The following is a 14347-nucleotide window of genomic DNA, read 5'->3' on the forward strand; positions in this document are numbered from 1 at the left end:
CTTTGTTATCGTCGCCTTCTCGGCGGCCGTGTTCCGGGCTTGGCGGCAGCCCGTACTGTCCGCCGTCCGGCCTTGTGGAACGAGCGCACGCCCACCGGCATCTTCCGCCCGGGACTCAGCATATCGAATCTGAGCGCACCCGCCAGCGGCACCGCTTCCGCGAGCCTTACCTGCACCGTGTCGCCAAGCTGATAACCAAGACCGGTCTTTTCCCCCGTGAGAGCCTGATGGGCTTCGTCATACAGGAAATAATCCGTTCCGAGTGTAGATATAGGAACGAAACCATCAGCGCCAAACTGCGGAAGCGCGACAAATAGTCCCGCCTTGGTGACACCGCCGACCCGGCCCTCGAATTCCTCGCCGACCCGCTCGGAAAGATGATGGGCGATCAGGCGGTTGACGGTGTCGCGCTCGGCCGCCATGGCGCGGCGCTCGAAGGTCGAGATTTCAGCGGCGATATCGTCGAGTGTCGCTTCTTCCTGTGGCGTGATGCCGCCTTCGCCTAGCCCCAGAGAACCCACCAGCGCGCGATGCACGATGAGGTCGGCATACCGGCGGATCGGCGAGGTGAAATGGGCATATTTCATGAGGTTCAGGCCGAAATGGCCGATATTTTCGGGGCTGTAAATAGCCTGGCTCTGGCTGCGCAGCACCATCTCGTTGACCATGATCTGGTGCGGCGTGTCGAGAGCGCGTGCCAGAATGCCGTTGAAGGAATTGGCGCGCATGGCCGCACCCTTGGCCATGGTAATGCCGATCGTGCCGAGAAATTCGCGCAGCACCTCCTGCTTGGAAAGCGTGGGCGCATCGTGGACACGGTAAACCAGCGGCTGCTTCTTTTTTTCCAGCGTCTCGGCGGCGGCGACATTTGCCTGGATCATCATTTCTTCGATCAGCTTGTGCGCATCGAGACGTTCGGGAATGACCACGGAGTCGACGGTGCCGTCAGGGCGCAGCTTGATCTTCCGCTCGGGCATGTCGAGTTCCAGCGGCTGGCGCCGGTCACGGCCTCGCTTCATCACCTCATAAGCGTGCCACAGGGGCTTCAGGATCGGCTCCAGCAGCGGTCCGGTCTTGTCGTCGGGCTTGCCGTCGATCGCTGCCTGTGCCTGCTGGTAGGAGAGCTTGGCGGCGCTCTTCATCATGATCCGATGGAAGGTATGGCCGGCCTTGCGGCCTTCCTTCGAGAAAGTCATCCGCACCGCAAGGGCAGGGCGGTCGACCCCTTCCTTCAGCGAGCAGAGATCGTTGGAAATACGCTCCGGCAGCATCGGTACGACGCGATCCGGGAAATAAACGGAGTTGCCGCGTTTCAGCGCCTCGCGGTCCAGTGGCGAACCCGACCGAACATACCAGGAGACATCTGCAATGGCGACGGTGACGATGACACCATCGGGATTGTCGGGCGATGTGTCCGGTTCGGCATAGACCGCATCGTCGTGATCCTTGGCGTCGGCCGGATCGATCGTGATGAGCGGCAGGTCGCGCCAGTCCTCGCGGTGGGACATCGTCGCTGCCTTGGCCGCATCCGCTTCGGCAAGAACATTCTGCGGGAATATATGCGGGATGCCGTGGGCGTGGATTGCGATCATGGAGATCGCCTTTTCCGAGGCGACGGAGCCGATGACCGAGAGAACCTTGGCACGCGTCAGGCCGTAACGACCGCTGTTGCGCGAGGTTTCAACCTCGATCAGATCGCCATCCTTGGCATCGCCGACGCCATCGGGATCGATGACCATTTCCTCGCCGCGGCGATCGATTGGCATCAGCCGTCCGCCGCCGCCGGGCGTCTCCTTGAACACGCCGAGCAGTGCATTCTGGCGGCGGTCGATCAGCTTGACGACGCGGGCGGTGTAGGCGGGACCGGTGCTTTCCTTCGAGGGGAAGATTTTCGCGAGAATACGGTCGCCGAGACCGGCGGCCGGGGCCTTCTTGCCACGGTCCTGCGAGGACTGGCGGATCAGCACGGCCGGCGCTGCGCCCAAATCCTCAGGCCATTCCGCCGGGCGGCCGATCAGCTCGCCGTCCTTGTCGCGGGTCGTGATGTCGAGAACCGTCACAGGCGGCAGGCCGCCCGGTCGCGTCAGCGACTTGCGGCTCTTGTGCACCATGCCGTCGACTTCAAGTTCCTTCAGCAGCGCCTTGAGGACAACGCGGTTTTCACCCTTCAGCCCGAAAGCCTTGGCAATTTCGCGTTTGGAGGCCTGTTGCGGATGGTCTGCGATGAATTTCAGCAGCACTTCACGCGAAGGCACCTCGCCGTGGATGATGCCTTCACCTTCGCTCACCCGCTTGCCGCGCCCGGTGCGTCCGAAACCGTCGCTGGCGGAACCCTGTCTCTGACGCGGCGCTTTGCTCACTCTGCTGCCTTCTTGGGTTTGGCCGCTGCCTTCGGCTTGGCGGCCGTCTTGCTCTTTGTCGCCGCCTTGGCCTTGGTCGCCTTCGGCTTTGCAGCGGCGTCACCATCGGCCTTCTTGGCGGTCGTTTTCTTGGCCTTGGCGGGCTTGCCGCCGGTGCCGGTCTTGGCAATGCGCTCGGCGATCAACACGAGCGCCTCGTCCAGCGTCACGGATGCCGGATCCTGCCCCTTTGGAATGGTGGCGTTGACCTTGCCCCAGTTCACATAGGCGCCGTAGCGCCCGTCACGAACGGTGATCGGGCCGCCATCAGGGTGGTCGCCCAACTCCTTGAGAGCAGCTGGCGTGCCGCTACGGCCGCGTCCCGGACCCTTGCTCTGCTTTTCAGCGATCACGGTCACGGCGCGGTTGAGGCCGATCGAGAACACGTCCTCGATACTCTCCAAGTTCGCATAGGAACCATCATGCAGCAGGAAAGGTCCGTAACGGCCTAGACCAGCCGAGATCATCTTGCCGGTTTCCGGATGCTTGCCTATATCGCGCGGCAGGTTGATGAGCGCCAACGCCTTTTCGTGATCGATATCCTCAGGCTTCCAGCCCTTCGGCAGCGAGGAGCGCTTGGCTTCCTTGCCGTCACCGCGCTGGATATAGGGCCCGAAACGGCCGGAGCGAAGCGTCAGCTCCTCGCCGGTCATGGGATCAGCGCCCAGCGCCTTCGGCTCGTTGAGAGCAGCGGCTTCGGCTTCCGCGCCATCGGAGGTCAGCTGGCGGGTATAGTTGCACTCAGGGTAGTTCGAGCAACCCACAAAGGCACCGTATTTGCCGAGCTTCAGCGACAGATTGCCGGTGCCGCAAACCTGACAGATGCGCGGATCGGAACCATCCTCGCGCTTCGGGAACACCAGCGGCGCCAGAACCTCGTTCAGCGCATCCAGCACGTTGGTGACGCGCAGTTCCTTGGTATCTTCGATCTGCGCGAAGAAATCCTTCCAGAAATCGCGAAGAACCTGCTTCCAGTCCAGTTCGCCGGCGGAAATGCGGTCGAGCTTTTCTTCAAGGGCGGCGGTGAAATCATACTCGACGTATTTGGTGAAGAAGCTTTCGAGGAAAGCCGTCACCAGCCGGCCACGCGAATGCGGTACCAGCTTGCGCTTGTCGATGACGATATATTCGCGGTCGCTCAGCGTCTTCAGCGTTGCCGCATAGGTGGAAGGACGGCCGATGCCGAGTTCTTCCATCTTCTTGATCAGCGACGCTTCCGAATAACGCGGCGGCGGCTCGGTGAAGTGCTGGCTGGCATTGATCTTCTGCTTGGCGAGGTTCTCGCGCTCATTGATCGGCGGCAGACGGCCTTCGTCGTCACCATCGTCGCTCTGCTCGCCATCTTCCTTCTGGTCGGTATAAGCGGCGATAAAGCCGTCGAAGCGGATGACGGAGCCAACGGCGCGCAGGCCAGCCTTCTCGCCGCCGTTGCTGGCGAGAATTTCAACCGTTGTGCGCTCGATTTCGGCTGACGCCATCTGGCTCGCAATACCGCGTTTCCAGATCAGCTCGTAAAGGCGCAGCTGGTCGGCATCGAGGTAACGCTTCACCTGATCCGGTGTGCGGTTGAAATCGGTCGGGCGGATCGCCTCGTGCGCTTCCTGCGCATTTTTGGCCTTGGTAGAGTAGAAACGCGCTTTTTCCGGCACGTAACGGCCACCGAACTGCTCGCCAATAGCCTTACGCGCAGCATCGATCGCTTCCGGGGCCATCTGCACGCCGTCGGTACGCATATAGGTGATCAGACCGACGGTCTCGCCGCCGATATCGATGCCTTCATAAAGCTTCTGCGCCACCTGCATGGTGCGCGAGGCGCCGAAGCCCATCCGCGAAGAAGCCGCCTGCTGCAGCGTCGAGGTCGTAAAGGGAGGGCTGGGATTGCGTTTGACGGGTTTCGCCTCGACGCTATCCACCACGTAGGTCGCGCCTTCGAGCAGCGCTTTCAGCCGGTTCGCATCGTCGCCGGTCTTGATGGCGCGGTTCTGCAATCGCTTGCCATCGGCCGAAACCAGCCTAGCCTCGAACTCGTCACCGCGCGGTGTCTTCAAAAGTGCGCTGATGTTCCAGTATTCTTCGGAAACGAAACGCTCGATTTCGGATTCGCGATCGCAGACGAGACGCAGCGCCACGGACTGCACCCGGCCGGCCGAACGCGCACCCGGCAGCTTGCGCCACAGAACCGGAGAGAGGTTGAAGCCGACGAGATAGTCGAGCGCTCGGCGGGCGAGATAGGCGTCCACCAGCGGCACATCGATGTCGCGCGGGTTCGCCATCGCGTCCAGCACCGCTTTCTTGGTGATGGCGTTGAAGACGACGCGCTTCACCGGCTTGTCGCCGAGAACCCGCTTCTTCTTCAAAAGATCGAGAACGTGCCAGGAAATGGCTTCCCCTTCGCGATCCGGGTCGGTTGCCAGAAAGAGGCCGTCGGAGGATTTTACCGCATCGGCAATATCCTTCATGCGCTTGGCGGAGGCGCTGTCAACTTCCCAGGACATTTCGAAATCCTGGTCAGGCAACACCGATCCGTCCTTGGCAGGAAGGTCCCTGACGTGGCCAAAGGATGCAAGAACCTTATAGCCCGAGCCAAGATACTTGTTGATCGTCTTGGCTTTGGCAGGAGATTCTACGACGACGACATTCATATTGTTCTTCTCTGGAACTGGTCCGTTAACGTGGCCCCGGTTGCAGCGTGGTGCCGCAATTGGCCTTCTTTATAATTCGACATGGACAGGTAATGCCCGCTGGTCAAGAGGCAAGCCCGATTTTCTCGCTTTGAGACGACTGCAACCTATGGATAATCTATCGTTGTATTGCAATCTTTGGTAAATTGGTTATGATGGGCAACATCATTTGAATCTACTTGACGCTCTTCGTTTCAGTCCGGCATTCTCAGGATAAATATATGGTCCCGAACGCAACAAACAATAATGCCGATAATGAGGGGACCCGGGAGAACTTGGCTTACATCCGCCAGATGCTGGCGGAGCTGCGGCAGGTGGCCCACCGGGAAGGTGCCGATATGCTGTGCTATCTCATCGAGATGGCCTATGTCGAAGTCGGTGATATCCAGAGCGGAAGGCGCAAACTCTCAATCCGCGATGAAGAGCGACACGCGCCCCCCGGCATGCCGGTTTAGACGCCCGGCAATATCGAGCTCCAGCAGCACCAGATGAACGGTGGCGGCGGAGAAACCCGTGTGTCTGATGATGTCGTCGATCTCCACAGGCGAGGGACCGAGAGCAGCGGCGATGATGCTGCGCTCGTCGTCTCCCGGTGGTGACATTTCAGCGTCCTGCTGCGGTTCCTCGATCTTCCGGTCATTGGGCAATTGCGGCTCCATCAATGGTCGCAGTGCATCAAGAATATCGGCCGCTCCCGTAGTCAGCATGGCACCTTCCTTGATCAGCCGGTTCGTGCCTTCGCAGCGCAAGTCGAGCGGCGAGCCGGGCACGGCGAACACCAGTCGTCCCGCTTCACCGGCAAGCCGCGCCGTGATCAGCGAGCCCGAACGCTCCGCCGCCTCGACGATGACGACGCCGAGTGACACGCCCGCGATCAACCGGTTGCGCCGCGGGAAATCCCGGGCGCGCGGCTCCCAGCCGAAAGGCATTTCGCTGATCGTCGCGCCGCCCTGACCGTATATCTCCTGCAAAAGTCCGAAATTTTCCTGCGGGTAGGGGCGGTCGAGACCGCCTGCCAGCATTGCTACAGTGCCCGTTGAAAGGCTCGCTCTGTGGGCCGCCGCATCGATGCCGCGCGCCAGCCCCGAGGCGATCGTATAACCGGCGCGGCCACAGTCGCGCGCAAGCATGGCGGCGAATTTTGCGCCGTTGATCGAAGCGTTGCGCGAACCGACGATGCCGACGCAGGCTCTCGTCGCCGTATCCGCCGATCCTTTCATGGCGATCAACGGCGGCGCGCCGTCCACATGCCGCAGGGCCGGCGGATAATCCGGTTCGCCGATGCCGACGAAACGCGCGCCGAAATTCTCGGCCGCCTCAAGCTCCCGTTCCGCCTCTGCCTGTGTTGCGATGCGCGGACTGCGCGACGAACCGCCACGGCGCGACAGTTCGGGCAGCGCATCCAGCGCTTTTTCAGCGCTGCCGAAATGATTGATAAGTTCGCGAAAGGTGACGGGACCGATATTATCGCTGCGGATCAACCGTAGCCACGCCACCCGCTGCCGCGCGGAAAGTTCTATGCCCTGCCGTGTCGTTTCCTCATGCGGCATGGCATATCCCCGAGACGGCCTCAGCCCTTTTGACCGATCCTGCTTTCGGTGCCCGCCAGCAGCCGGGCAATGTTCTCGCGATGTTTCCACCAGGAAATCACGCTGAGCAGCGTCACGAGCAGCGCTGTTTTTTCTGGTCCGAGGACCCAGAGGGCAACGGGGATGACCAGCATTGCCACGAGCGCAGAGAGCGACGAATAGCGGGTGATGAAGGCGGTCGCGAGCCAGATCAGCGCGAAGGCCAGCATCATTAGCGGAGCGGCGCCCAGCAGCACCCCGATATAAGTCGCCACGCCCTTGCCGCCCTTGAAGCCCAGCCAGACTGGAAAGAGATGGCCGAGAAAGGCGAAGAAACCGGCTACGAGGGAGGCCTCATAACCCCAGAGCGCATTGGCGACCAGAACTGCCGCCGTGCCCTTGAGTGCGTCCAGCAACAGGGTCGCGGCGGCGAGCTTCTTGTTGCCGGTGCGCAGCACGTTGGTCGCGCCGATATTGCCGGAACCGATCTTGCGCACGTCGCCCAGCCCGGCCATGCGGGTCAGGAGGAGGCCGAAGGGAATGGAGCCCAACAGATAGCCGATCAGCGCCGAAAGCGCGAGAAGGGCAGGCGCGGTCTGCCAGTCAGTCAAAGCACTCATTCAATATCCCCTCTGTCCCGCCTGCCGCGTGATCTGTTGATGATCTTATGCCAAGGAATGAACGGCTTTGCCAGCCACATAAGTGGCGATGGCGCGACCGCTGAACCGGGCATCCTCAAACGGCGTGTTCTTGGATTTCGAGACCAGCTGTTCCTTGGCCACGAGCCACGGTTCGTCGAGGTCGATCAGGGTGATATCGGCCTGGGCACCCGCTTTCAGCGTTCCTGCATCGAGACCGAAAATCTTGGCCGGGCGAGTGGAGAGCGCATCGATAAGCCGCATCAGCGGAACTTCACCACTGTGGTGGAGGCGCAGCGCCGCCGCCAGCATGGTTTCGAGCCCGACAGCGCCGCTCGCAGCATCCGAAAACGGCAGGCGCTTGGTATCGACATCCTGCGGGTCGTGCGAAGAGACGATGATATCGATCGTGCCGTCCTTCAGCGCTTCCACCATTGCCTTGCGGTCGTCTTCGGCGCGCAGCGGCGGGGAGAGCTTGAAGAAAGTGCGATATTCGCCGATATCGTTTTCATTGAGCGTCAGGTGGTTGATCGAGATGCCGCAGGTGGCCTTCACGCCCCGCTGCCGCGCAACCCGGATCGCCTCTGCCGATTCCGGCACGGAAATCTTGGCGGCGTGGTAGATCGCCTGCGTCAGGCCGGCAATGCGCAGGTCACGCTCCAGCGGAATGATCTCGGCTTCCTTGGGAACGCCTGACAGGCCGAGCCAGCTCGCGAAAAGCCCCTCGTTCATGTCGCCGCCGCCGATATATTTGTCGCGGGTTTCGAGCGCGATGACAGCGCCGAGTTCACGGGCATAGGTCATGGCGCGGCGCAGCACCAGCGTATCGGACAGCGCCTTGCGGCCGTTGGTGAAGGCCACCGCACCGGCTTCCTTCAGCATGCCGAATTCGGTCATTTCCTCGCCCCGCAGACCCTTGGTCAGGGCGGCTGCCGGATGCACATTGACGATTGCCTTGTCACGCGCCGTCTTTTTCACATATTCGACAAGGGCGATGTCATCGATCACGGGATCCGTATCAGGCATCATGATGATGCTGGTGACGCCGCCGGCCGCTGCCGCACGCGATGCGGATTCGATGGTTTCGCGGTGTTCGGCACCGGGTTCACCCACGAAGACGCGGGCATCCACCAGACCCGGAACGGCCACGACACCCTTGCAGTCGCGCACCGTCGCACCGTCGGGCGCACCCTGATTGTGAGCGTCTTTTCCTGAAGCAAGAATGGTACCATCGGCGCCGATGACGATGCTGCCGTTCTCGTCGAGATTACGGGAGGGATCGACGATGCGGAGGTTCTTGAGAACGGTAACGGCACTCATACGCGCTCACCCTGATTTTGCGAGACAAGCAGGGTTTCCATGACGGCCATGCGCACGGCGACCCCCATTTCAACCTGGCTTTCGATGACGCTCTGCGGGCCATCGGCCACTTCGGAGGCGATTTCCACGCCGCGGTTCATCGGGCCGGGATGCATGACAAGCGCATCTTCCTTGGCCGCCTTCAGCTTTTCGGCATCCAGACCGTAATAATGGAAATATTCGCGCACTGAAGGAACGAAGGAGCCGGACATGCGCTCACGCTGGAGGCGCAGCATCATCACCACATCGGCATTCTTCAACCCTTCCTTCATATCGTGAAAGACTTCCACGCTCATGTCGCGAATGCCCGAAGGAAGAAGCGTGGCCGGGGCGACGACACGAACCCGCGCGCCCATCTGGTTGAGAAGGATGATATTGGAGCGGGCAACGCGCGAGTGCAGTACGTCGCCGCAGATCGCTACGGTGATACCTGAAAGCTCGCCCTTGGCGCGGCGGATGGTCAGCGCGTCGAGCAGCGCCTGCGTCGGGTGCTCGTGCTGGCCGTCGCCGGCATTGACCACGGAGCAGGCGACCTTTTGGGCGAGAAGCGCTGCGGCACCGGCCGAGGAGTGGCGCACGACAAGCACATCCGGGCGCATGGCATTCAGCGTCATCGCCGTGTCAATCAGCGTTTCGCCCTTCTTCACCGAGGAGTTGCCGACCGACATGTTCATCACATCTGCACCAAGCCTCTTTCCGGCAAGTTCGAAGGAGGATTGCGTCCGCGTCGAAGCTTCGAAGAAGAGATTGATCTGTGTCAGGCCCCGGAGCGTCGAGGTCTTTTTCTCGCGCTGGCGGCTGATTTTCACCGCCTCATCAGCCTTGTCGAGAAGCAGGGTAATATCCTGATGGGAAAGCCCCTTGATGCCGAGGAGATGGCGATGGGGAAAAAAGACCATGGAAATTGTCCTCCGGGTCGCAATAGTCAACGGGTCTATAAAGACAGGTGGCGTTGCGGGCAAGCATGCGATAAGCCGGGTTTTGGCATATACACGCAATAAAGCACGAATCCCGATAGAAGGATGCGAATGACAGGCATGAACCGGACAGAAGAACAGCTCGCCGAACTGAACCAGCCCAGCCTCTGGTCCGGTATCAACGCCTATCGTTCCGATCCGCTGATCGTCGATCTGACTTCCGGCCTGTCACGCAATCTGAGGGACGAGTTCGATCAGATCGGCCGCTATGTCACCTCGCATGAGGCGCAGGAACTGGCGCGTATGGCGAACCAGGGCGTGCCGCAGCTGCACACACACGGCCCGCGGGGCGAGCGTCTGGACCAGGTGGAATTCCACCCGGCATGGCACGCGCTGATGCGCCGTTCCATGTCCTCGGGCCTGCATTCCAGCGTGTGGGAAAACTCGCCCGACACGCGCGGTAACGAGCACAAGGCCCGCGCCACGAAGTTCTACCTGACCTCGCAGCTGGAAGCCGGTCATCTCTGCCCGCTGACCATGACCAGCGCCTCCGTTGCCGCCATCATGGCGTCTCCGCGTGTGCAGAAGGAGTGGGCGCCGAAGATCCTCTCGCGCAAATATGATTCCGCACAGAAGCCGGCCTTGCAGAAAACTGCCGTCACCATCGGCATGGGCATGACGGAAAAGCAGGGCGGCACTGATGTGCGCGCCAACCGCACCACAGCAGAGCGGGTGGGGGAGGGCATCTACCGTCTCTCAGGCCACAAATGGTTCCTGTCTGCGCCGATGAGCGACGGTTTTGTCATGCTGGCCCAGATGGGCGACGGCATGGGCTGTTTCCTTGTGCCGCGTTACCTCGAGGACGGTTCGAAAAATGGCCTGCACTTCCAGCGTTTGAAGGACAAGCTGGGCAATCGATCCAATGCATCCGCCGAAGTCGAATTCACCGATGCCTTCGGTTATCTGCTCGGCGATCCCGGCAGCGGCATCCGCACCATCCTCGACATGGTGACGCTGACGCGGCTCGATTGCGCGCTGGCGTCGGCCGGCATGATGCGCGCCTCGCTTGCCGAAGCCGTGCACTACGCCCGCGGTCGCTCCGTTTTCGGCAAGATGCTGGTCACCCAGCCGATCATGACGCGCGTGCTTGCCGACATGGCGCTGGACGTCGCTGCGGCGACCGCCTTGTCCTTTAGGTTGGCGAGTGCTTTTGATGCCGCCCGCAACAATCCGGCCGAGGCCGCCTATGCGCGGGTGATGACGCCGATCGTGAAATACTGGTGCTGCAAGATTGCGCCGGCGCTTATCTACGAAGCCATGGAATGCCTTGGCGGCAATGGTTACGTGGAAGAGAGGCCGATTGCCCGCCACTATCGCGAAGCGCCCGTCAATGCCATCTGGGAAGGCTCCGGCAACGTCATGGCGCTGGATGTCCTGCGGGTTCTTCAGCGTGGCAAGGACCTGTTCGATCTCGTCTTCCAGACGCTGGAGCGTGACCTCGGACCTGCCGGGAAGAAGACAACGGACGTGCTGCGCGCCGCAATCGCACTTGCCGAACGTGATGAGGGGGCAGCTCGCCTTTTGGTGGAGCAGTTCGCGCTTGCGGCCGCTGCCGCCGAGCTTTGCCGCCTCGGCGCCGGCAAGATTGCCGATGCCTTCCTCGAAACCCGGCTTGCCGGTGGCTGGCGGCACACTTACGGCATGCTCGATTCCCGCTTCGATCCGACTTATATAATCGATCTTCTTTATCCGCCTGCAGCTTGAGCGATGGATGCGGATGAAGTTTTTACAGTTCCGGCGGGAGGGGTCTCGGATTTGAAAAACAGCAATGGCCTAGGACGTATTCTTGTCTGTCACGATAGCTTCGCACATCGAGGCGCGGCAATGGAGGATGGCGGCCGATGCTGACTTTTCGCTCCGCTCGTTCCGAGGATGAAGACGCGCTCTATGCCATAAGCCTCGCCACCGGCGATGCCGGCCAGGATGCCACGCCACTTTACAACGATGGCCGCATGGTGGGGCATATCTATTCCGTGCCCTATCTGCATCTGTGGCCGGATGCTGTATTCGTTGCCGAGGATGAGGAAGGCGTCTGCGGTTACATCGTCGGCGCGCTCGATACGGCCCTGCATGAAGAGCGACTGGAGCGGGAATGGTGGCCGCATCTGCGCGCCATCTATGCCGATCCTGGGGGCGACCAGCAGACATGGGACGCCGACCAGCGCCGCGCCCATTTCATTCACCACCCACGCCGCACCCCGGCCTGGCTCACCGACCCGTTCCCCGCCCACATACACATGAACCTTTTGCCACGCACGCAGGGTAAGGGCGGCGGCACCCGGCTCCTGTCGCGCTGGCTGGATATGGCCCGACAGAACAACGTCTACGGCATCCACCTCGGCGCCAGCGAACGCAACCTGGCTGGAATGCGTTTCTGGGAAACCCGAGGTTTCAAGCGTCTGGACAGCCACGAAACCCCCGGCAGCGTGTGGTTTGGCATGGGGTTGGAGTGAGCGGCTCACGCTGAGAATGCAGGGCGATATTGTTGGCCCCGCCACGTCATCCACAGGAACCTTCCGTCCAATCTTCCCATCACATTGTCCTTGCCTTCATGCTTTGTTAACCCGTGTAGTCAGGCTTTCAGAAAACGGGTAGGGAATCATGCTGGCGACCGCAGAGGCGATTTCAGCCGACAGACCGGAAAAGCGCATCAAGGATCGCGCTCAGACCGAGAAGGCGATTTTTAATGCGGCGCGGTCGCTGCTTGCCGAAGAGGGATTTCAGGGCTTCGGGATCAATGCCGTTGCTCGCCGTGCCGGCTGCGACAAGCAGCTGATCTACCGTTATTTCGGCGGCCTCGATGGTCTGATTGAGGCGATCGGTGAGGATCTCGGGTCTTGGGTGAAGGATCGCATTCCGGAAGATACCGGCGGCATGTTCCTTTTGACCTATGGTGATCTGATGGAAAAGCTGGCGCTCTACTTCATGGATGCGCTGCGCAGCGACCCTCTTGTCTGCAAGATCATCGCCTGGGAAGTTTCCGACGGCTCGCCGCAGGTGCGCCAGCTGGCGGAAGCCCGTGCCAAGTCGCTTGGCAAATGGCTGGAGCGCATGCGCGGTTCGCTGGCGGCGCCGAAGGGTGTTGATACCGCCGCCGTCAATGCCGTGCTGTTCGCCGCCATCCAGCACCTCGTGATTTCCGCCGCCACCAGCGGCCAGTTTGCCGGTGTTGCGCTCAAATCGGATCGGGACTGGGACAAGATCGCCACTGCCGTAAAAAGGCTGGTGCGGGGCGTTTACGGCTGAACCGGTTTCAGACACGGGCCCAGGCAGCCGCGCTGGACGCTGGGCATTAAAGAAAAATCAGCCATGTTCTTACCGGGCCGGCAACCGCTCGGCGCGTCCGTCCGTTCAGCCGGTCACGTTGTTTTCCACATGCCGGCCGCCCGTCGTTAACCATAATCACAGCTTTCATTTGCCTCTCCATCCCGGCCGGTCCAGTGTGGATTAACGAAATGTTAACCATGCGCAATGACTGCGCATAAGGGAGCCGCAAGTGAGCCGCTGGACAGCTTTGGGCGTCATGATGACGTTTTTTGCTATGCTGCCGTTGGATATCGACGTGCCGGCGCTGAACCTCTGCCTGATGGCCGTGGCGCGCTGGGCGGTGCTTGCTGGCATCCCCGATACACTGTTTGTGCGGGGGCAGGCGGCATGAAGTGGTTTCTGATCCTCTGGGCCGGTCCTGTCGCGCTGCTGGGCAGCTGGTACTGGCTTTCCTATTACGACATGAGCTTCGGCTTCTACATGCTCACACGTCAGACCCACGATCTCGTCTTCGAGATATACGGGAATATTCTCGGACTTCCACCGGAAAGCCTGCCGCCGCTGGTGGCGCGTGCCATTGCGGTCGACAGCCTGATCGTTTTTGCGATTCTCGGTTTCCGCAAGCGCAGGCAGATTTACGCCTGGTGGCAGGGCCGTCAGTCGGCCGCGCGGGTCAGTGCAGAAAGCCTGTCCAGCGCACCCTGAAGAATGAAGCTAGCCGCTGCCGAATCGATGCGTTCGGCCCGCTTGGCGCGAGACACATCCATTTCGAGAAGCGCGCGCTCTGCCGCAACGGTCGAAAGCCGCTCATCCCAGTAAACGAAGGGCAGTGCGGTTTTTTCGCCCATGGTGCGCACGAAAGCGCGGGTTGCCTGCACGCGGGGCCCGGCGGAGCCGTCCATGTTCATCGGCAGGCCGATAATGAAGGCGGCGACCTTTTCCTTTTCAGCGAAGGCCATCAGCACTTCCGCATCCAGCGTGAATTTCACGCGCTTGATGACGGGGCGCGGTGTCGCAAAACGCCGCGACAGATCCGACATGGCGAGCCCGATGGTTTTCGTACCAAGGTCGAGGCCGGCAATTGCCTGCGCGGGCTGAAGCGTTGCCGCCAGTTCCTCGATGGTGAGTGTTGCCATGTCGCGTGCTGTCCTTATCGCTTGCGGACGAATTCGGTGCGCAGCACCAGACCCTTCACCGCATCATGCCTGCAATCGATTTCTTCCGGATTATCGGTCAGCCGGATCGATTTGATGACCGTGCCCTGCTTGATGACGGTGCTGGTGCCCTTGACCTTCAGATCCTTGATCAAGGTCACGGAATCGCCATCCGCGAGCACATTGCCTGCTGCATCGCGCACTTCCTTCGCGCTTGCCGCTTCTGCGGCCAGTTCGGAAGCAGGGCGCCATTCGCCGGTCGCTTCGTCGTACACATAATCGTCATTGTCAGCGGCCATTGTCG

14 protein-coding genes are annotated in these 14347 nt (G+C 61.2%); 6 read left to right on the forward strand and 8 right to left on the reverse strand.

Features of this window, described 5'->3' with window-relative positions; translation table 11 throughout:
* Positions 1–5 precede the first annotated feature (5 nt).
* Positions 6–2360, reverse strand: coding sequence for a ribonuclease R (gene rnr, locus EYD00_RS04755; protein WP_034495749.1), 2355 nt, complete (start codon positions 2358–2360; stop codon positions 6–8).
* Positions 2357–5041 (reverse strand): type I DNA topoisomerase, encoded by a 2685-nt coding sequence (gene topA / locus EYD00_RS04760; RefSeq protein WP_034495748.1) that lies wholly within the window; start codon positions 5039–5041, stop codon positions 2357–2359. The genes rnr and topA overlap by 4 nt, the downstream gene beginning before the upstream one ends.
* A 260-nt stretch (positions 5042–5301) precedes the next feature.
* Between topA and EYD00_RS04765 the strand changes: the two genes are divergently transcribed.
* The gene (locus tag EYD00_RS04765) at positions 5302–5535 is read left to right on the forward strand and encodes a hypothetical protein (RefSeq protein WP_004441372.1); all 234 of its coding nucleotides are present in this window, start codon (positions 5302–5304) and stop codon (positions 5533–5535) included.
* Here EYD00_RS04765 and dprA read toward each other — a convergent pair.
* The 4 genes from dprA to EYD00_RS04785 are packed head-to-tail and all read right to left on the reverse strand — an operon-like array spanning position 5488 to position 9544.
* Positions 5488–6630 carry a DNA-processing protein DprA gene (dprA, locus tag EYD00_RS04770; RefSeq protein WP_004441374.1) on the reverse strand — a complete coding sequence of 381 codons (1143 nt, stop codon included), beginning with the start codon at positions 6628–6630 and terminating at the stop codon, positions 5488–5490. The two genes, EYD00_RS04765 and dprA, sit on opposite strands and share 48 nt — an antisense overlap.
* Positions 6631–6650: 20 nt before the next feature.
* On the reverse strand, positions 6651–7268 hold the full coding sequence (plsY, locus tag EYD00_RS04775; RefSeq protein ID WP_004441376.1) for a glycerol-3-phosphate 1-O-acyltransferase PlsY: 618 nt from the start codon (positions 7266–7268) through the stop codon (positions 6651–6653).
* A gap of 45 nt (positions 7269–7313) precedes the next feature.
* Complete coding sequence (locus EYD00_RS04780; RefSeq protein ID WP_004441379.1) at positions 7314–8606, reverse strand: dihydroorotase; 1293 nt, start codon at positions 8604–8606, stop codon at positions 7314–7316.
* Positions 8603–9544, reverse strand: a complete 942-nt coding sequence (locus EYD00_RS04785) for an aspartate carbamoyltransferase catalytic subunit (protein ID WP_003502441.1) — start codon at positions 9542–9544, stop codon at positions 8603–8605. The genes EYD00_RS04780 and EYD00_RS04785 overlap by 4 nt, the downstream gene beginning before the upstream one ends.
* Before the next feature lie 129 nt (positions 9545–9673).
* Between EYD00_RS04785 and EYD00_RS04790 the strand changes: the two genes are divergently transcribed.
* From EYD00_RS04790 to EYD00_RS04805, 5 genes are all read left to right on the forward strand, one after another.
* Complete coding sequence (locus tag EYD00_RS04790) at positions 9674–11326, forward strand: acyl-CoA dehydrogenase family protein (RefSeq protein WP_004441382.1); 1653 nt, start codon at positions 9674–9676, stop codon at positions 11324–11326.
* A 137-nt stretch (positions 11327–11463) separates the two neighbouring features.
* On the forward strand, positions 11464–12075 hold the full coding sequence (locus EYD00_RS04795; protein ID WP_004441384.1) for a GNAT family N-acetyltransferase: 612 nt from the start codon (positions 11464–11466) through the stop codon (positions 12073–12075).
* A 148-nt stretch (positions 12076–12223) separates the two neighbouring features.
* Positions 12224–12868 carry a TetR/AcrR family transcriptional regulator gene (locus tag EYD00_RS04800; protein WP_004441386.1) on the forward strand — a complete coding sequence of 215 codons (645 nt, stop codon included), beginning with the start codon at positions 12224–12226 and terminating at the stop codon, positions 12866–12868.
* Between the two features lie 250 nt (positions 12869–13118).
* Positions 13119–13280: a hypothetical protein gene (locus EYD00_RS25855; RefSeq protein WP_004441388.1), complete on the forward strand. Its 162-nt coding sequence runs from the start codon at positions 13119–13121 to the stop codon at positions 13278–13280.
* Positions 13277–13594, forward strand: a complete 318-nt coding sequence (locus tag EYD00_RS04805) for a DUF6105 family protein (protein ID WP_004441389.1) — start codon at positions 13277–13279, stop codon at positions 13592–13594. Before EYD00_RS25855 ends, EYD00_RS04805 begins: the two co-directional genes overlap by 4 nt.
* On the opposite strand, the gene ruvX is transcribed toward EYD00_RS04805, so the two are convergent.
* Together ruvX and EYD00_RS04815 are read right to left on the reverse strand one after the other, a co-directional pair.
* Positions 13546–14025, reverse strand: a complete 480-nt coding sequence (gene ruvX / locus EYD00_RS04810) for a Holliday junction resolvase RuvX (protein WP_004441393.1) — start codon at positions 14023–14025, stop codon at positions 13546–13548. The two genes, EYD00_RS04805 and ruvX, sit on opposite strands and share 49 nt — an antisense overlap.
* 14 nt (positions 14026–14039) lie before the next feature.
* A complete protein-coding gene (locus tag EYD00_RS04815) occupies positions 14040–14342 on the reverse strand; it encodes a zinc ribbon domain-containing protein YjdM (RefSeq protein WP_004441395.1) in 303 nt (100 codons plus the stop codon).
* Positions 14343–14347: the final 5 nt, after the last annotated feature.

Origin of the sequence: Agrobacterium sp. 33MFTa1.1 (genome assembly GCF_004328495.1) — a bacterium.
Taxonomy (GTDB): domain Bacteria; phylum Pseudomonadota; class Alphaproteobacteria; order Rhizobiales; family Rhizobiaceae; genus Agrobacterium; species Agrobacterium pusense.